This window comes from Eggerthella hominis (assembly GCF_014287365.1).
Lineage (GTDB): Bacteria > Actinomycetota > Coriobacteriia > Coriobacteriales > Eggerthellaceae > Eggerthella > Eggerthella guodeyinii.
Window position 1 is genome coordinate 1 of sequence record NZ_JACOOA010000008.1, and the last position, 17,919, is coordinate 17,919.

The window sequence follows — 17,919 nt, forward strand, 5'->3', positions numbered from 1 at the left end:
GCGGGCCATGAGGATGTCCACGAGCGAGCCCATGACCCGCGCCGTGTCCTCGAGCGTCTCGTGGCCGCCGAGCTGGATGGTGCCCGGGCCGAAGAACTGCGCGTGGCCGCCGAGGTCGGTCATGGCCGTCTCGAAGGAGATGCGGGTGCGGGTGGACACCTGCTGGAAGATCATGCCGAGCGTCCGGTCCTTCAGGATCAGCGGGTAGCGGCCGCCCTCCTTGATCATGGTCTTCATGGACCGCGCCAGCTCGATCATGTCGAGCAGCTCTTCCTTGGTGAAGTCGTTGGTGTCGATGTAGTCCTTCACTGCCATGGTTCCTCCTTCATGAGAGCGTGCGGGTCGCTCGGGGCGGCCCGCACATGGATGCAAACGGTTCGCGGATCTGCCTAGCCCAGCTTCGCGGCGATGGCGGCCGGATCGGGCTGCTGCAGCGCCATGCAGTGGATGTTGCCGCCGCACAGCGACCACTCGCGGGTGTAGATCTTGATGATCTCGCGGTCGGGCATGAGCTCGGCGAACATATCGCACGCCACCTGGTCCATCGGGTCGCCGTACTGGGGAACCAGCAGGCCGCCGTTCACGAAGTAGCTGTTGATGTACGTGATGGCCAGCGGCAGGTCGGCCTCGCGGGACGCGGCGTCCTTGCAGAGGTCCACGCCGGCGCTCTCCTCCTCGGAGATGCGGATGATGCCGGGAATCGGGATCTTGTGGATCTCGAACGCGCGGCCCTTCGCGTCGGTCGCCTCGGACAGCACGTCGTAGGCGGCCTTGAGGTTCGGGTACTGCGGGTTCGTCTCGTCGTCGGTCCACGAAAGCGCCAGCACGCCGGGGCGGATGAAGAAGCACACGTCGTCGATGTGGCCGTCGGTCTCGTCGAACGCCATACCGTCCTTCAGCCAGATGACCTTCTCGAGGCCCATGTACTCCTTGAAGTACCACTCCACCTCTTCCTTGGTGAGGTGCGGGTTGCGGTTGTGGTTGAGCACGCTGTTCTCGGTCACGATCAGCGTTCCCTCGCCGTCGATCTGCATGGCACCGCCCTCGAACACCATCTTCGTGGCGTCGTACGCGTCGTAGTTCTCGAGGTCGAGCAGCTTCGTGGCGAATTCCTGGTCGCGCTTCCACGGGAAGTACAGGCCGCCCTCGAGCCCGCCGTACGCGTTCCATCCCCAGGTCACGCCGCGCATGTCGCCCTTGTCATTCACCACGTAGAACGGGCCCTTGTCCTGCGCCCACGCGTCGTCGATGGTCATCTCAACCACGCGCACGCCCTCGGGCAGGCGGGTGCGGGCGTTCTCGTACTGGTCGGCCGAGCAGAATACCGTGAGCGGCTCGTGCTTGATGATCTCCTTCGCCACTTCCACGAGGACGGCCTGGGCGGGCTTGCCGCCGTTGCGCCACGTGTCCTGGCGCTCGGGCCAGATGAGGAAGTCCTGCTTGCGCGGCTCGAACTCTCCGGGCATGCGGAATCCGTCTTGCTTCGGCGTGCTGTCGGTGATGATCTTCATGGTGCGCTCCTTCGCTGGTCGTCGTGGGCATTCCCACCTGATGACCCCATCCTACCGACGCGGGTCGCGCACCGTCAGTACCCGCGAGGAGGGCGTTTGAACAGTACCCCTCCCCGCGAGGGTACCTGATCGGGTACCCTCGCGAACGGCGGAATATGGTACGATTGCCATCGGAGCGGATGTCCGACGCGAAGGGGAACGGGGGACCATGGTTGAGCTGAGCGACAGGCGATGGCGGGCGATCGACGATCTCCTGCTCACGTTCTACGGGACGACGGACCTTGCCGACCTGCGCCGACGCGCGATGTGCGGCTTCAAGGAGCTGGTCCCCTTCGATAAGGGGTTCTTCGACCTGTGCGATTGCGGCGAGAGCGGGCGCTTCGTGTTCTTCGACCCGGTGTCGGTGGACATGACCGACGAGGAGCTGCTGTCGTACTACCAGAAGTACGAACCCGGCGACTACACCACCTGGCTGTTCTCGGTCAACGATCCCGTGGTGTACCGCGACTCCACCTTCGTCACCGACGAGATGCGCGACCGCTCGGAGCTGTACCGCGAATGGATGATCCCCATGGACGCCCACTACAGCATGGGCAGCACGCAGGTGGGCAACGGCATGATCTACGGCTCCATCACCCTGTTCCGCAACCGCGCGTCGGGCGATTTCACCGAGGAGGAAGAGGAGTGCCTCGCCGTGCTGAACCGGCACCTCTCAACGTACCTGGCCGTGACCTACCCCGCCGGACTCAAGCGAGACGAGGGCAAGCCCGTGGTGGCGGCCACGAGCCTCACGGCGCGCGAGCAGGAGATCGCCGCGCTCATCGCCGAGGGGCTGAGCAACCAGCAGATCGGCCTGCGCCTGTACATCTCGGAGAACACCGTGAAGAAGCACGTGAAGGCCATCTACCAGAAGATGGGCGTGTCGAACCGCCACCAGCTCATGGCCGAGCTCTACCGAACCGCCGCCATCGTGGTGGACGCGTAAGGAGATGCGTCCCTCCCGAGATGATCGCGAGGGACGCGGGGCGCGCGAATCGCCGGATTCTAATCAAGTATTGCGTTTTGCGTGAGCCTGCCGGTCGTTTTCAACTGTTTTCAACCGTGTTCCCCTTCGGCGAAAAGCACGACCTGGGGAAACGATCTTCGCCCTCCGCTCCTCTTCATCGAAAACCTTCTCAGAACACCTTCGACGCGCGCAAAACGAAAGAATTGGTTACTTCGAGCGGATTCGCGCGTCCCGAAGCCCGGGTACGCCCATACGCAAGGCGCTGCGCCGTTAGGCGCGCTCCCAGAGGCCGGACTTGCCGCCTTCTTTCTTGAGCAGGCGCACGTCCATGATCTCCATGCCGCGGTCGACGGCCTTGCACATGTCGTACACGGTGAGGCACGCCACGCTCGCGGCGGTGAGCGCTTCCATCTCGATACCGGTCTTGCCCGTGACGCCGCAGGTGGTGGTCACGTGGATGCCCACGAGGCCGTCGGGGCGCTCGCCTTCGGCCACGGGCACGCACTCCACCTTCGCCTTCGTGATGTTGAGCGGGTGGCACATGGGGATGAGCGCGCTCGTCTGCTTGGCGGCCATGACGCCGGCCACGCGGGCGCACGCCAGCACGTCGCCCTTCGACGCCTTGCCCTCCACGATGAGCGCGAGCGTCTCGGGATGCATGGCGATGAATCCCTCGGCCACGGCGATGCGCTCGGTGTCGGCCTTCTGCGACACGTCCACCATGCGCACGTCGCCCTGCTCGTCGATATGGGTCAGCTGCTGCTCGGTCATGGGTGCCTCCTTGTTTCGTGGTCTTGCAGGTTGGAAGGTCACAGGTTGGCGCGAAGGCGGCGCGCCTCGTCCCTTCGCCCCCTTCGGGGACTTGCTCCGCGGCGCAGCGTCGGCAGGTTCCGACGGTCGGCAGACCGTCGGAACGCGTCAGCCTCCAATTTGGCTCATACCGCGTTCGGTTCCTACTTTGTCGTGGTGCTCGTCGGGCTTCGCGCCGAGCGCTTCGGCGAACACGGAACGCGCGGCCTGCGCATCGCCCGAGCGCAGCGCGGTGCGCAGGTCGTATTCGTCGTCCGAGAACAAGCACGGGCGCAGCTTGCCGTCGGCCGTCAGGCGCAGGCGGTTGCACTCGCTGCAGAAATGGCGCGACAGCGGCGAGATGAACCCCACCGTGCCCTGCGCGTTCGGGAACTCGAAGTAGCGCGCCGGCCCCCACCCCAGCGGGCGGTCGTCGCCGGCGGGCACGAGCTCGTCGAGCCCCGCGGCGCGGGCGCGCTCGTTGATGATGTCGAACAGCTCCTCGCTGGGCACGACGTCGTCCTTGCCCCAGCCGCAGCCGTGGCTGCCCGAGCTCTCGCCCACGGGCATGTACTCGATGAACCGCACGTGCAGCGGGCGATCGATGGACAGCTTCGCGAACGCGAGGTAATCCTGGTCGAGGCTGCGCACGGCGACGGCGTTGATCTTCACGGGATCGAACCCGGCTGCGAGCGCGGCGTCGATGCCGTCGAGCGTCTGCTGCAGCTCGCCGCGACGCGTGATCTGCTTGAACTGCTCCGGATCGAGCGTGTCGAGCGAGATGTTCACACGCGACAGGCCCGCCTCCTTGAGGTCGGCCGCCATCTTCGGCAGCAGCACGCCGTTCGTGGTCATCGACACGTTCTCGATGCCGGGCGTGTGCGCGATGGCGCGCACGAGGTCCACCACACCGAGGCGCACGAGCGGCTCGCCGCCCGTCAGGCGGATGCTTCGGATGCCCATGCCCGCCGCAACGCGCACCGCTTCCTCTATCTCCTCGATGCGCAGGATGTCCTCGTGCGCAAGCGATGTCACGCCCTCTTCGGGCATGCAGTAGATGCAGCGGAAATTGCAGCGGTCGGTGAGCGATATGCGTAAATAGTCGATAGTTCGACCATGGCTGTCTTTCACGGGACCAGCTCCCTTCTCGTCCGAGGATACAGTATAGGGCATCGCCCGACCTTCGCGCAGCGCAATATCGCGAAAGGAGCAGCGCACTTCGGGTGCGCGGGGGCGACGCGCGGAAGGCACGCGCGCGGCGCGTCGGATGCGCGAGGAGGGGACGTCGGGTGCGCGTGCGAAGCGCGTGGGAAGCGCCGGTAAAACGCATGGGAAACGAGAGCACGGCGCGTGGAATCGGCGCGAGATCGGCATCGGATGCGCGCAGCATCCGCGAGCAAGCGACGCGAGACGCACGCCATCGGCGCGTGAGACGAGCTCCCTATACTGGAAGAGGGGAATAGAGAGCGAAGGGCGTCGCGCCGAGTCACCCTTTTTTCCACTCGCCCCCTCGCCCACCTTGTCGTAGTCCCTATTTTGTATTATAATTTCGTATCACAAAAGGATGATCGCCATGGATCTGCCCGAGCAACGCATCGTCGTCCATCACCGCATCTGCGAGCGGCATCCCGACGTGACGGAAGACGACGTACGCACGGCATGGCGAAACCAGATCAAGCGCCGCAAACGCGAAGGGCTGCACCCTCCCCAGTACGCCGCAGTAGGCTTCGACGCAAAAGGGCGGCTGCTCCAAATCGTCGTTGTCTACGACCCGCTCAACGACGTCGTATTCGCCTTCCATGCGATGAAGGCAACCTGGAGCATGATGAACGAACTCGGATTGGCATAGCAAGGAGAAGCCCATGGAAAAGCTCTTCACCGAAGACGGCATCGAGATAACCGACGAACTCGTTGAGCGATGGGCCGAGCCGTGGGAACGCGGCGAAATCCCCGGAACCCCGGGAAAGATCGTGGTCGGGCGGCCTCGGATCTCGGCCGAAGACCTTGCCACGATCACCTTCAAGCTGCCGAAATCCCAGGTCGCCGCCCTCGACGAAACCGCGAAGCGCGCAGGAGAGACGCGCTCGCAGTTCCTGCGCTCGCTCGTGAACGACGCGCTCGCGCGGGGCTAGCGCGCTCACGCCGCGCCGCTCACCGCGCCCCTACCGCGACACCAGGTACACTTTGTCCGGGGGGATGCGGATCCAGAGCTCTTCGCCCTCGTGCGGCAGCTCGTCGGCGGGCACGGCCAGCTTGTCGACGCGCCAGAACAGGTGCTGATGCAGGTACTTCATCTCGTCCTCCGTGCGGGCCACCGTGGGCGCCTCGCTCTCGTCGCGATCGAGGAAGCCCAGCAGCACCGTGCGCTCGAAGCGCGAGTCGCTGACGCGGTCGACGCGCACGCGGTAGCGGTTCTCGCCCGGGCCGTCGGCACGTTCGAGGTAGAACGCGCGCACGCCGAGCGCCTTCACGTCCTCGGGAACCGCCGCGCTCGTCGCCGCCTCGATGCCCCACTTCGGCAGGCGGACGCGGTGCTCGTCCACGCGCACGGCCGCCGTGGCGTTCTTGCAGCCCGACAGCTTCACGCCCGCCAGCGACTGCGGCCGATTCACCAGGTCGTCGCCCGTACCAGTCTCGGTGATGGCGCCGGCCTCCACCACGGCGATGCGGTCGCAGAAGCGCAGCGCCTCGTCGATGTCGTGGCTCACGTACAGCACGGTGCCGTGGAACGCGTCGAACAGGCTGACGAGGTTCTGCTCCAGCACGCTTTTCAGGTGCGCGTCGAGCGCCGAGAACGGCTCGTCCAGCATGAGGATGCCCGGGCGCGCCGCCAGCATGCGGGCGAGCGCCACGCGCTGCTGCTGGCCGCCCGACAGCTGCGCCGGGTAGCGCTTGTCGAACCCTTCCAGCCCGAAGCGCTTGAGCTCGGCGGCCACGAGCGCGCCGCGGTCGGCCTTCGACACCTCGCGCCCGATGCCCGCCGCCACGTTCTCGGCCACCGTGAGGTTCGGGAACAGCATGTAGCTTTGGAACAGCAGCGCCGTCTTGCGCTCCTGCGGCGTGAGGTTGATCTTCAGCGCGGAGTCGAAGAACACCCGGTCGTTCACCACGATGCGGCCCTCGTCGGGCGTCTCGATGCCGGCGATGCAGCGCATGGTCAGGCTCTTTCCGCAGCCCGACGCGCCCAGGAACCCGAGCGTCTCGTCCCCCGCCTCGAACGCCACGTCCAACGTGAACGACGAGAACGATTTGCGTATGCTCACCTCAAGGCTCATGCGTCCGCCCCTCTCCGGTACTTCGTCGTGCGCCTGCTCCACAGGTTGATGAACAGGATGACGATGAAGCTGAATATCATGATGATGACCGTCCAGAAGATGGCCACGTCGGTGTTGCCGTTCATCCACTCGAAGTAGATGGCGATGGGGATGGTGCGCGTGATTCCCAGGTAGTTGCCGGCCAAGAACAGCGTCGCGCCGAACTCGCCGAGGGCGCGCGCGAACGACAGCACGGTGCCCGCCGCGATGGACGACCACGACAGCGGCAGCATGAGCTTGAAGAATAACTTAGCGTTGCTCCAGCCCAGCGTACGGGCGGCGTCCAGCATGTTCGGATCGAGGTTCTCGAACGCGCCGCGCGCGCTGCGGTACATGAGCGGGAACGCCACCACCACGGCCGCGATGACGGTGGCCTGCCAGCTGAAGATGAGCGGGAAGCCGATGTCGATGAACCACTGCCCCAGCGCCGTGTTCTTGCCGAACGCCAGCAGCAGCAAGAAGCCGCACACCGTGGGCGGCAGCACCATGGGGATGGTGAAGATGGAATCGGCGATGTCCTGCGCCCGCGCGGGGATGCGCAGGCTGAAGTACGCGGCCAGCAGGCCCAAGATGAAGATGAACACGATGGCCGTGAGCGTGGTCTTGAGCGTCACCCACAGCGGGCTGTAGTCGATGTTCTGCAAGAACGACGCGAGCGCGGCGAAACCCTCGGGGGCGCCGACGACGCTCACCTGATCGGCGGGCGAGAGCGTGGCGAAGTCGGCGTGCGTGAGACGCACGTAGGAGGGGTTGGACGCGTCGGTGACGTCGGAGCCGTCCGCGCCGACGACGCAGGCGTAGTACTCGCCGGGCTTGAGCTCCTGGTCGAAGCGGTACACCACGCCGTCCTGCTCGATCTCGGGTTGACCGGAGAACACCCACTCCCCCTCGACGGACAGCGTCGCGCCGCCCTTCGAGTTCTGGGCGTCGAGCGCCACGAGCAAGCGCTTGAGGTAACCCCGGCTCTCCGACGAACCGGCATCGAAGCCCACGGCCTCCGCCACCTCCGCGGGCACGTACACCACGGTGAGCCCGTCGGTGGCGATGACGCCCAGGCTGCCCGGCTCGTCGGAGACGAAGTAGCGGTAGCCCTCGTAGACGCCGTCGACGTCGCCGTTGCTGCCCACCTGGGAACGCGAGAAGCTCTCGAGCGCGAAGGGGCTGCCGTCGATCGAGGCCGACATGCCGTCGGCGGCGATGCTCACGGCGTCGTCGGAAACCGAGTCGTCCTGCGCCGTCGAAGCCGCGGGAGCTCCGGCTGCGGCGTTGGGCGCATCGAGATCGCCTTCGTCGTCGGCGCCTGCACGGGCGGTGCCGGGGACGAAAGCGATCGCCATCGCCAGCGCGCACGCGGCGAGCAGCAGCGCGAAACGCGAGAAGGCGGGGGCGATGCGGGTGAAGAGCGTGTTGTTCATAAGGGCGTCCTTGTCGCACGGAAAGGATGGGCAAACGCGAACCCATCCTTTCCTCATCACTATACCGTATGTGCGCGTGCTTTAGGAAACGAGCTCGAAGCCCCACTCCTGCCACAGCTTCTTGGCCTCGGCATCGGTGGTCGCCCACTCGATGAACTCGCTCGCGGCCTCGGCCTGCGTGGAGTCCTTGCAGATGGCGGCCGGGTAGACGATGTTCTTGTGCGTGTCGGCCGGCACGACGCCGATGACCTTCACGCCGCCGAAGCGGTATACGTCGGAGGTGTACACGAACGCCACGTCCACGGCGCCGGACTGGGCCTGCTTGCACACGTTGCCCACGGAGCTCTGCAGGTTGACCTTGCCCTCGAGCGGCGTGCCGTCGTAGGAGCCGTCGGTGCCGGCGCTGTCCTTGCCCGTCTTGCCGTCGGCGTCGGTGAAGCAGCCGATGGTGGAAAGCGCCTGGTTGGCGTAGTTGCCGGCCGGCACGGACGCGTCGCCCACGGCCACGGAGTAGTCGCCCGACGCGATGTCGTCCAGCGTGAAGCTCTGGTCGGCGCCGTACGTCTTGGCCAGCTCGGAGTCCTCGCCGGCGACCATCACGAGGTCGTTCTTGAACATGTCGAAGCGCGTGGACTCGTCGACGTAGCCCTTCTCCACGGCGTCGTCCATCTTGCCCTTGGAGGCGGAGATCAGCACGTCGGCGTACGCGCCGCCGGCAAGCTGCTCGTTGAGCTCGCCCGAGGACAGGTACTGCGTGTCCTTGAACGTCACCCAGTCATGGTCCTGCGTGTACAGCTGCTGCACGGCGTCCATGGCCTTCGACAGCGAGTTCGCGGCGAACAGCTGCAGCTCCACGGCCTCGTGGCTCTCGGTCTTGGCGGCCTGATCCTCGGTCTGCTGCGGCTCCTCGGTCTTCTGCTCGGTGCCCGTTGAGCAACCGACCAGCGCAAACGCGCCCACCAAAGCGAACGCGCACACGGCCGCAAGCATGATGCGAATGTGCTTCTTCATAGATTCCCTTCCCTGATTCTCTCAATCCCGACGGTGCTCGAACCAGGGGAATCGAACGCGCAGCGTGGAGCCCCAGTTTGATTCAAGCTGCGTTCATACTATTCTTTTCGCTGATTATAGTCAAACTTGAATATTGCCGTAAAAGCATGTTTTCGTTGCAGAATACCCCAGATCGGAGCAGATGACCCCCTAGCCGCGCGCCAAATCCACCACGCGCGTGGCGATGCGCTCGGTGAGCGCGGGCGAATGCGACACGAACAGCATCCCGATGCCGCGGGCCTGCGTCTCGGCGACGAGGAAGCGCCAGATCTGCGCCTGGGTGACGGCGTCGAGCATGGTGGATATCTCGTCGGCCACGAGGTAGCGCGGGTTCGCCGCCAGCGCTCGCGCGATGCAGAAGCGCTGCAGCTCGCCGCCCGACAGCTCGTGCGGGAAGCGCGTGAGCCACCGCTGCTGGATGCCCAGGTCGTCGAGCAAACGCTGCGGCACCTCCCCCGCTTCGGCCAGCGTCTGCTCCATCCGCATGCGCGGGTCCACGGCGGTTTCGGGGTGCTGGAGGATCATCTGCACGGGACACGCGCCGCGCTTCGGCAAGGGCGTTCCGTCCACGAGGATCGCGCCCGCCTGCGGGCGCTCGTAGCCGGCCAGCAGACGGCAGAGCGTGGTTTTGCCGAAGCCGGACGGCGCGCTGATCGCCACGCGCTCGTGCGCGTCGACGGCCAGGTCGAAGTCGCGGTAGAGCGGCGCGCGAGCGCCAGGGTACGCGTAGGAGATGCCGCGCGCCTCTAACATGGTGCGCCTCCCTTCGCCGGCACCTCGAAGCCGTGCTCGGGCAGCGCGTGCCACAACTCGCGGCTGAACGGATGCTGCAACAGGTCGGGCGACGCGAAGTTCGCGACGGCGGTCTCCTCCACCACGGTGCCGTCGCGGAACACCGCCACGCGGTCGGCCACGTGCAGCGCCAGCTCGATGTCGTGCGTGATGAGCATGACGCCGCCGCCCCCATCGGCGAAGGCGCGGAAGTCGTCGAGCGCGCGTACGGCCAGCTCGAGATCGAGGCCCGGCGTGGGTTCGTCGGCGATGATGACGCGCGGGTCGTCCATGAGCGCGCAGCACAGAAGCACGCGGCGGGCCATGCCGCCGGACAGCTCGTGCGGGTACTTCTTCGCGGTGTCCTCGGGCAGACCGTAGCGCTCGAACAGCTCGGCGCGGCGCCGGCGGCGCTCCTCGCGCGGCACGTGCGTGCGGGCGAACCCCTCCACCTGGCGGCCCACCTTCATGAGCGGGTCGAGGTTGTTCACGCTCTGCGGCACGAGCGAGATGCCGTGGCCGCGCAGCTCGGAAAGCGTCGCGGCGTCCTGCGCCTGCCCGTCGAACCAGATGCGCCCGCACACGGTGGCGTTCGGCTCGAACAGCCCCAGGATGGCATCGGCCAGCAGCGTCTTGCCGGAGCCCGACGCGCCCACCACGGCCACGATCTCGCCCGCATGCACCGAGATGCTCAAGGCATGGATGACCTCCACCTCGCGCTGCTTGGCGCGGAAGAACGGCGCGTCCTCCTCGTACATGCGGAAGCCCACGCTGAGGTCCTCCACCTGCAGCAGGTGATGGCCGTGCTCGTGGTGCGAGACAGGCGCATGCGTATGGTGGTGGTGAACCTGCGCATCCTCGTGCGAAAGAGCCTCGTGGGAAGCGGCTCCTTCCGCAGCGACCGCCTCTCCCCGCAGCTCCTCCTGCGAGGAGGGATCGCCGAGCAGCTCGTCGGTGAGGCGTTCCAACTCGGCCGCGGCCTCGTACAGCGCGCGCTCGCGCGCCGCCAACGCCTCGGGAAGGGGGTTGTTCTTGCTCGGTTCGCCCATGCCCCTCCTCCTATTCCTGCGAGCTGTGGGGGTCGACGAGCTTGCGCAAGTTCGAACCGGCCAGGTCGAACAGCAGCACGGTGGCGATGAGGGCGATGCCCGGGAACACCGCGAGCCACCACATGCCGGCCGACAGGTACGCCATCGACTCGCTGAGGATGACGCCGATGGCCGGCTGCTCGGGCGGCAGGCCGAACCCGAGGAACGTCACGGACGCCTCGTGCAGGATGGCGTGCGGGAACAGCAGGATGAGCCCCACGATGAACTGCGGCAGCACGTAGGGCACCATGTGCTTCGCCGCGATGCTCACCGGGCTCTGCCCCAGCTTGCGGGCCGCCGCCACGAACGTCGACTGCTTGCATTGGAGGATCTCGGCGCGCACGACGCGGGCCAAGCTGGGCCAGTGCGTCACGGCAACGCCGATGGTGACGCCCCAGAACCCCTTGCCCAGCGCGAACGAGATGAGGATGAGCAGCACGATGTGCGGGATGCCCATCATGAGGTCGATGAGCCAGGTGACCGCGGCGTCGGCGCGCTTGCCGCCCAGCGCCGCCACCGCGCCCATGATGAGCGCGATGACCGACGACACGCCCGCCGCCAGCAGGCCCACCAGCACGCTGGTCGACAGGCCCGCCAGCGTGCGCAGCAGCATGTCGCGCCCCATCCAGTCGGTGCCGAACGGATGGCCTAAGCTGGGCGCGAGGTTCTTCTGCGAGAAATCGGTGACGGTGGCCGCATCGGTGACGAGGACGCCCGCCACCACCACGGCGGCCAGCGCCGCGATGGCGAAGACGAACGCCGCCAGCGTCAGCTTGCGGTTGCCCACGCGGGCGCGGCGCGGACGGTACAGCACGGGAGCCGGAGCCGTCAAAGCCTCGTCGGCGACGCTAGGCACGAGCCTCCCCCTTTCGGATGCGGGGATCCACCACGCCGTACAGCGTGCTGGCGATTAGGTTGCCGGTGAACACGAAGGCCGCCGAGAACAGCGCGATGCCCACGAGCAGCGCCACGTCGCCCCCGAGCCCCGCCGTGACGGCCGCCTGGCCGAGGCCCGGGTACGAGAACACCTGCTCCACCAGCACCGATCCGCCGAATATCTCGGAGATCGACGCGAACTGCAGCGTGAGCGCCGGCAGCGCGAGGTTGCGTAGGCCGTGGTGGCGCAGGGCGCCCCACGTGGACAGGCCGCGGGCGCGGGCGAAGCGCACGTAGTCGCTTTCCAGCACGTCGATAGTCTTCTCGCGCGTATGCAGCGCGATGTTCGCCACGCCCACCACCGACAGCGTGAGCGCCGGCAGCGCGAGGTGGTGCAGCGCATCGGCGAACGTCACGTCGGCGGCCGACACCCCGATGGGCACCGAGAAGCCGAACGGGAACCAGCCGAGCCATACCGAGAACACGATGAGGAACAGCAGCCCCAGCCAGAACGTGGGCACCGACGCCAGCAGGAAGCAGTACCCCTTCACGATGCGGTCGACGAAGCGCCCGCGGTTCGCGCCCGCGAGGATGCCCAGCGCGAAGCCCAGCACGCCGCTGACCACCCAGGCCGTGGCCATGAGCGCCAGCGAGTTCACCGCCCGCGTGGCGATGACGTCGATCACCGGCGCGTTGAAGCGCAACGACGTTCCCAGGTCGCCGTGCAGGAGGTCGGTGAACCAGTTGACGTAGCGCTCCCAGAGGGGCGTGTTCACGCCCCAGTACTCGGCGAGCTGCGCGCGCTTGGCCTCGCTCATGTTGATGTAGGCCGTCTGCCCCACGTTCGCCTGGACGGGATCGATGGGCGAGATGCTCACCAGCACGAACGTCACCATGCTCACGGCTAGCATGAGCAGGATGAACTTCGCTATGTTACGAACGATGAATTGGGGCATGGGGAATACTATAACCTACGCCCAGCTCCACTGGTCGACGTTGTTGACGAGCGACCAGCCGTGACCGTGCGGGTGGGGCTTCTGCTCGGCAACCTTGAGGTTCTCCTTGGCGAAGTACAGGTGGTCGATGTTCGCGAACCACACCCACGGCGCGTCGCCCTGCGGCGCGATGCCGGTCGTGCCGTCCCACTGGGCCTTCTGCCACAGGTCGAACGAGTCCTCCACCTTGGGTTTCGCCAGCGCCTCGTCGAGGTAGGCGTCGGTCGCGGCGTTCTCGTAGCAGGCGTAGTTGCCCGTGCCCTTGGAGTAGAACAGGTTGTACGTCTCGGTGGGCGCGTTGGTGCCCCAGCCCCACACCACCGGGTCGGTGAACTGGTGCGGATACAGATCGTCCCAGCTCGCGCCCTTGATGGAAACCTCGATGCCGAGATCCTTCATCTGGTTGGAGAACTCCTCCGCGATGCCCTGGCGCACGGTGTCGCCGGCCGAGTAGTACAGGTTGAACGCGGCGCGCGTGCCGTTCTTCTCGCGGATGCCGTCCGAGCCCGCGGCCCAGCCGCCGTCGTCGAGCAGCTTCTTGGCTTTCTCCACGTCGGTGGCGCACTTCATGTCGGGCGAGGACCAGGGCATGCCGTCGCCCACGCTGTAGGCGACGGTGCCGTAGCCGTTCAGCACGTTCTCGATCATCTTGTCGCGGTCGACGCCGTAGTTGATGGCCTGGCGGATGGCGAGATCGCAGGTGACGTCGTTGCCGGCTGCCGCTTCGCCCTTCTCGTCGGTCTTGGACCCGCCCGCCGGGATGGTCGGCAGCGAGATGCCGCGCGAGTCGACGGACGCGCAGTTCAGCAGGTCGTAGCCGCTCGGCTGCTTGTCCGCGAACGTCGCGGAGGTGTACGCCACGTCAACCTGGCCGGACTGCGCCGCGGCGAGCGAGGCGTCCTCTTCCATGAACACGACCACGACGCGCTCGATCTTCGGCGCCTCGCCGTAGTAGTCGGGATTGGCCTTGAGGATGACCTGCTGGCCCTTGTCCCACTGCTCGAGCATGTAGCGTCCCGAGCCGATGGGGTTGTCGCCGTACGTGTCGCCGTAGGCGTGCTCGGGCACGATGCCCACGACGGCCAGCGTGTACAGCAGCGCGTTGAACGGCTTCTCCATGGAGATGACGACCGTGGTGTCGTCCTTCGCCACGGCCTCCTTCACCATGGACATATCGCACTCGGACGCCTCGGCGTTCAGGATGCCGTTGATGGTGAAGGCCACGTCCTTGGCCGTAAGCGGCGTGCCGTCGGTGAACTTCGCGTCGTCGCGGATGGTGAACGTCCACGTCATGCCGTCCTCGGACGCCTCGTAAGACGTGGCGAGGTCGTTCTTGAAGTCGAGCTCGGTGGTGGTGGTGATCAGCGTGGACTGGATGAGCGGCTCGTGCACGTGCTCGCCGCAGCCCCACGACACCAAAGGATCGAAGCCCGCCGCCGGCTCGGAACCGGTGGTCATCGAGACGATGACCTGCGAGGGGGTTTCCTCGCCCGCCGTGGTCGTCGTGTCCTCGGCCGGCTTGGCGGCCTCGCCGCTCGTGCAGCTTGCCAGCAGTCCGCCCAGCGACAGCGTCGCCGCCGTCGCGCCCGTCAGCTTCGCGAAATCGCGCCGCGTCAATGTAGCCATGTGTTCGGTTCCTTCCCTCGTGCCCCCGACGTCGTTGCCTCGTCGGTGGTGTTACGTAATCTGATTGCGTAACACACTATAGCAGAGGCTTCCCCTTAGTGATGTTACGAATTCCATTTCCGTAACTCCCTTGGGTGAGCGGCGGGCAGCGCCTGGCGAACGCCACCGGCGGCACGGCGTCGGACGACCTGCACCCACGCGATCGGGCCCGACCACCGGACACGCAAATCGGCTCGAAGTAAGCGATTCTTTCGTTTTGCGAACGATTCGCCCGCTTTGAGAGGCTCTCGGCTGTCGTCGGGCACGAGATTCCCTGCATCGTCCCAGGTCAGCTTTTTCCCATTCGGAGGAAACCGGCCGGATCGCGCCCTGAGTAGCCGCAAAACGCAAAAATTGCTTAGAACTCGGCGATTCGCGTGTCCCGGCCTCCGTTCGCTCGGGGACGATGGAGGTCAGCTCGCGGCTTCGGGCTCGGGAGCCTCGCCCGTCGCCAAGATGCGCAGCAGGGCGGCTTCGTCCAGCACGGGGACGCCGAGCGTCACGGCCTTGTCGTACTTGGAGCCGGCGGCCTCGCCGGCCACGACGAAGCTCGTCTTCTTCGACACGCTGCCCGACACCTTCGCACCGCGCGCCTTGAGCGCCGCGCCCGCCTCGTCGCGGGTCATCCCGCTTTCCACGAGCGACCCGGTCAGCACGAACGTGAGGCCCTCGAGCGTCTGCGGCAGCTGCTCGGCCGCGTCGGCGGCCGCGTCCTCGAGCGCCACGCCGCGCTTGCGCAGCCGCTCGATGACGGCCGCGTTGTCGGGCGTGCGCAGGAACAGGTACGCGCTGCGCGCGATCTTCGGGCCCACGCCGTCGATGGCGGCCAGGTCCTCCTCCGAAGCCTCCATGAGCGCCTCGATGGACGGGTAGGCTGCCGCCAGCAGCTCGGCGATGGTCTTGCCCACGTGGCGGATGCCGAGGCCGAACAGCGCGCGGGCGAACGGGCGCGCGCGGCTCTCGTCGATGGCGGCCACGAGCTTCTTCGCCACGGTGGACCCGAGGCGGATGGGCTCGCCCTCCTTGTTCACGCGGCCCATGTCGAGCAGCGACAGCTCCACTTCGTCCAGCGTGTAGTAGTCGGCCACGTCGGTCAAACGGCCGCTTTCCACGAGGCGCGACACGATCTCCTCGCCCATGCCGTCGATGTCCATGGCGCCACGGCTGGCCCAATGGAGCAGCCGCTCCAGCGCTTGCGCCGGGCAGTCGATGGAGATGCAGCGGAAGTCCACCTCGCCCTCCTCGCGGATGACGGGCGAGCCGCACGACGGGCACGTGCTCGGCATCTGCCACGGCACGGCACCGTCGGGTCGCAGCGCCAGCACGGGCCCCAGCACCTCGGGGATGACGTCGCCGGCCTTGCGCACGATGACGGTGTCGCCCACGCGCACGTCCTTGCGCTGCACCTCGTCCTCGTTGTGCAGCGTCGCGCGGGCCACGGTGGAGCCGGCCACCACCACGGGCTCGAGCTCGGCCACGGGCGTCAGCTTGCCGGTGCGCCCCACCTGCACGGTGATGTCGCGCAGGAGCGTCGTCTTCTCCTCGGGCGGGAACTTGAACGCGATGGCCCAGCGCGGCGCGCGGGCCGTGTAGCCCATCGACTCCTGCTGCACGAAGGCGTTCACCTTCACCACCACACCGTCGATCTCGTAGGGCAGGTCCTCGCGGCGCTCGATGGCGCGTTCGCAGAACGCGTGCACCGCCTCGCGCGTCTCGCACAGCTCGACGTCGGGGTTCACGTGGAAGCCCGCTTCGCGCAGCCACGCCAGCAGCTCCCACTGGCCCTCGACCGCCAGGGCGCGCTCGTCGGCAACCGCGTAGATGAACGTGGACAGGTCGCGGTTCGCCGTGATGGCGGGGTCCTTCTGGCGCAGGCTGCCGGCCGCGGCATTGCGCGGGTTCGCGAACGCCTGCTTGCCATTGGCCTCGGCGGCAACGTTGAGCGCGTCGAAGCTGGACTTCGGCATATACACCTCGCCGCGCAGCTCAACCGGCGCCTCCGCGTCCCGCAGCCCGCCGAGGGCCGTCTCGCGCAGGCGCAGCGGCACGTCCTTCACCGTGCGCATGTTGGCGGTGACGTCCTCGCCGGTGGTGCCGTCGCCGCGCGTCGCCGCGCGCACGAGGCGCCCGCCCTCGTACGTCAACGCGATGGACGAGCCGTCGATCTTGAGCTCGCACACCACGGGCACCATGCGGCCGAACGCCTCTGCCACGCGCTCGATCCACGCGTCCAGCTCCTCGAGGTCCATGGCGTTGTCGAGCGAGTACATCCGCCGCTCGTGGCGCACGGGGGCGAACTGCTCGCCCACGTAGCCGCCGACGCGTTGCGTAGGGCTGGACGGGTCGATGAGCTGGGGATGGGCCGCCTCCAGCTCGCGCAGCTCGCGCATGAGCGAGTCGAACGCGGCGTCGGAGATGGACGGCGCGTCGTTGGCATAGTACAGGTAGCTGTGGTGCTCGATCTCGCGCCTGAGCGCGTCGATGCGCGCGGCCGGATCGCTGGTCGCTTTCGCGAGCGCCTGCTCGTCGAGCAAGGATTGCTGTTCGTCTGCCATGTTCTTCACCGTTTCGCACTATCGGGAAGAAGGCCCCGAACGATTCGGGGCCTTCGCCTGTTTTCCTCGGAATTCTACCACGAGCCGGGACGCCGCTGTGCGCTCGGCTCAGGGTTTCAGCAAACGTTCCATGCTCCGTACGTTCGCGCTAGGCGAGCATCGCCTTGCCGGTGTTCCAGCCGTAGAAGATGAGCGACGCGCCGCGCATGAGGATGAACACGGACAGGAAGACGCCCAGCATGGCGGGAGCGATGAAGAACGTCAGGCCGCACAGCGCGCCGACGATGCCCGAGAACAGCATCCAGCCCCACATGGACACGCCCATGTTGCGCACCTTGAACGCGCCGACGGCCTCGAACACGCCGAACACGATGAAGAACGCGCCGATGAACCATGCCAGCGCGCCGGCCGACACGAGCGGGTTCACGAGGAACAGGATGCCCAGCACGATGTCGAGGGCCGCGTAGGCCAGGGCCCAGCCCGACAGGTTCATGGCCTTGCGGAAGCGGAAGTAGTTGATGATGTCGAAGATGCCCGACACGAGGAACGCCGCGCCGGCGATCACCGTGATGGTGACGAGCGCCAGGCCCGGTGCGAAGAGAAAGAACATGCTGCAGATGACGAGCAGGACGCCCGCGATGATGAGGCCCCAGTCGTGCTTGTTGGTCGTATCCATGAGATGTGCTCCTTGGTCGCCGTGATCGCGTCGCGCGGCGCGCCGGCGCCGGGCGGAGGGCGCGCGCAACGCGGTGGTTGTTTCCGCCATTTTATCGCACGGGAGAAGCGGAACGCGCGGCTCCGACATCCGTTTACGCACGGTTACGGGCCGATTCGGCGCGGCGTTACCGTTTCGCGCCGCGGTCGCGCTCGCCCGCGATACGCGG

At 66.9% G+C, this 17,919-nt stretch carries 16 protein-coding genes and 1 pseudogene; 3 read left to right on the forward strand and 14 right to left on the reverse strand.

Annotated elements, in window-relative coordinates:
* Together H8S61_RS14790 and aguA are read right to left on the reverse strand one after the other, a co-directional pair.
* Nucleotides 1-315 (reverse strand): annotated as a pseudogene (locus H8S61_RS14790) (putrescine carbamoyltransferase); the annotation flags it as partial.
* Between the two features lie 74 nt (nt 316-389).
* A complete protein-coding gene (gene aguA / locus H8S61_RS14795; RefSeq protein ID WP_160942891.1) occupies nt 390-1,511 on the reverse strand; it encodes an agmatine deiminase in 1,122 nt (373 codons plus the stop codon).
* 208 nt (nt 1,512-1,719) lie between these two features.
* Here aguA and H8S61_RS14800 point away from each other — a divergent pair, with 208 nt between their 5' ends.
* Entirely contained in the window at nt 1,720-2,496 is a 777-nt protein-coding gene (locus H8S61_RS14800) for a helix-turn-helix domain-containing protein (RefSeq protein ID WP_186939522.1), read from the forward strand.
* Nucleotides 2,497-2,787: 291 nt separating this feature from the next.
* Here the strand turns inward: H8S61_RS14800 and moaC are convergent, their stop codons facing one another.
* Together moaC and moaA are read right to left on the reverse strand one after the other, a co-directional pair.
* A complete protein-coding gene (gene moaC / locus H8S61_RS14805) occupies nt 2,788-3,288 on the reverse strand; it encodes a cyclic pyranopterin monophosphate synthase MoaC (protein WP_186939523.1) in 501 nt (166 codons plus the stop codon).
* Between the two features lie 147 nt (nt 3,289-3,435).
* A complete protein-coding gene (gene moaA, locus H8S61_RS14810) occupies nt 3,436-4,437 on the reverse strand; it encodes a GTP 3',8-cyclase MoaA (RefSeq protein WP_186939524.1) in 1,002 nt (333 codons plus the stop codon).
* 442 nt (nt 4,438-4,879) lie between these two features.
* On the opposite strand from moaA, the gene H8S61_RS14815 reads away from it, so the two are divergent.
* Nucleotides 4,880-5,155: a hypothetical protein gene (locus H8S61_RS14815; RefSeq protein WP_186939525.1), complete on the forward strand. Its 276-nt coding sequence runs from the start codon at nt 4,880-4,882 to the stop codon at nt 5,153-5,155.
* A gap of 13 nt (nt 5,156-5,168) precedes the next feature.
* On the forward strand, nt 5,169-5,438 hold the full coding sequence (locus H8S61_RS14820) for a ribbon-helix-helix domain-containing protein (protein ID WP_186939526.1): 270 nt from the start codon (nt 5,169-5,171) through the stop codon (nt 5,436-5,438).
* A gap of 30 nt (nt 5,439-5,468) precedes the next feature.
* On the opposite strand, the gene H8S61_RS14825 is transcribed toward H8S61_RS14820, so the two are convergent.
* The 10 genes from H8S61_RS14825 to H8S61_RS14870 form a co-directional block, all read right to left on the reverse strand.
* A complete protein-coding gene (locus H8S61_RS14825; protein ID WP_186939527.1) occupies nt 5,469-6,581 on the reverse strand; it encodes a sulfate/molybdate ABC transporter ATP-binding protein in 1,113 nt (370 codons plus the stop codon).
* Nucleotides 6,578-8,035: a molybdate ABC transporter permease subunit gene (gene modB / locus H8S61_RS14830; RefSeq protein ID WP_186939528.1), complete on the reverse strand. Its 1,458-nt coding sequence runs from the start codon at nt 8,033-8,035 to the stop codon at nt 6,578-6,580. The genes H8S61_RS14825 and modB overlap by 4 nt, the downstream gene beginning before the upstream one ends.
* An 81-nt stretch (nt 8,036-8,116) precedes the next feature.
* Nucleotides 8,117-9,046: a molybdate ABC transporter substrate-binding protein gene (modA, locus tag H8S61_RS14835; RefSeq protein WP_154334369.1), complete on the reverse strand. Its 930-nt coding sequence runs from the start codon at nt 9,044-9,046 to the stop codon at nt 8,117-8,119.
* 189 nt (nt 9,047-9,235) lie between these two features.
* Nucleotides 9,236-9,838 carry an ABC transporter ATP-binding protein gene (locus H8S61_RS14840; RefSeq protein ID WP_186939529.1) on the reverse strand — a complete coding sequence of 201 codons (603 nt, stop codon included), beginning with the start codon at nt 9,836-9,838 and terminating at the stop codon, nt 9,236-9,238.
* On the reverse strand, nt 9,832-10,905 hold the full coding sequence (locus H8S61_RS14845) for an ATP-binding cassette domain-containing protein (RefSeq protein ID WP_186939530.1): 1,074 nt from the start codon (nt 10,903-10,905) through the stop codon (nt 9,832-9,834). Before H8S61_RS14845 ends, H8S61_RS14840 begins: the two co-directional genes overlap by 7 nt.
* 10 nt (nt 10,906-10,915) lie before the next feature.
* Nucleotides 10,916-11,800, reverse strand: coding sequence for an ABC transporter permease (locus tag H8S61_RS14850; protein WP_186939531.1), 885 nt, complete (start codon nt 11,798-11,800; stop codon nt 10,916-10,918).
* Nucleotides 11,793-12,776 carry an ABC transporter permease gene (locus H8S61_RS14855; protein WP_160942902.1) on the reverse strand — a complete coding sequence of 328 codons (984 nt, stop codon included), beginning with the start codon at nt 12,774-12,776 and terminating at the stop codon, nt 11,793-11,795. The genes H8S61_RS14850 and H8S61_RS14855 overlap by 8 nt, the downstream gene beginning before the upstream one ends.
* Nucleotides 12,777-12,791: 15 nt before the next feature.
* Nucleotides 12,792-14,441: an ABC transporter substrate-binding protein gene (locus tag H8S61_RS14860; protein ID WP_186939532.1), complete on the reverse strand. Its 1,650-nt coding sequence runs from the start codon at nt 14,439-14,441 to the stop codon at nt 12,792-12,794.
* Between the two features lie 452 nt (nt 14,442-14,893).
* Nucleotides 14,894-17,035 (reverse strand): NAD-dependent DNA ligase LigA, encoded by a 2,142-nt coding sequence (gene ligA, locus H8S61_RS14865; protein ID WP_186939533.1) that lies wholly within the window; start codon nt 17,033-17,035, stop codon nt 14,894-14,896.
* A 148-nt stretch (nt 17,036-17,183) separates the two neighbouring features.
* Nucleotides 17,184-17,711 (reverse strand): HdeD family acid-resistance protein, encoded by a 528-nt coding sequence (locus tag H8S61_RS14870; protein WP_160942905.1) that lies wholly within the window; start codon nt 17,709-17,711, stop codon nt 17,184-17,186.
* Between the last annotated feature and the right edge of the window lie 208 nt (nt 17,712-17,919).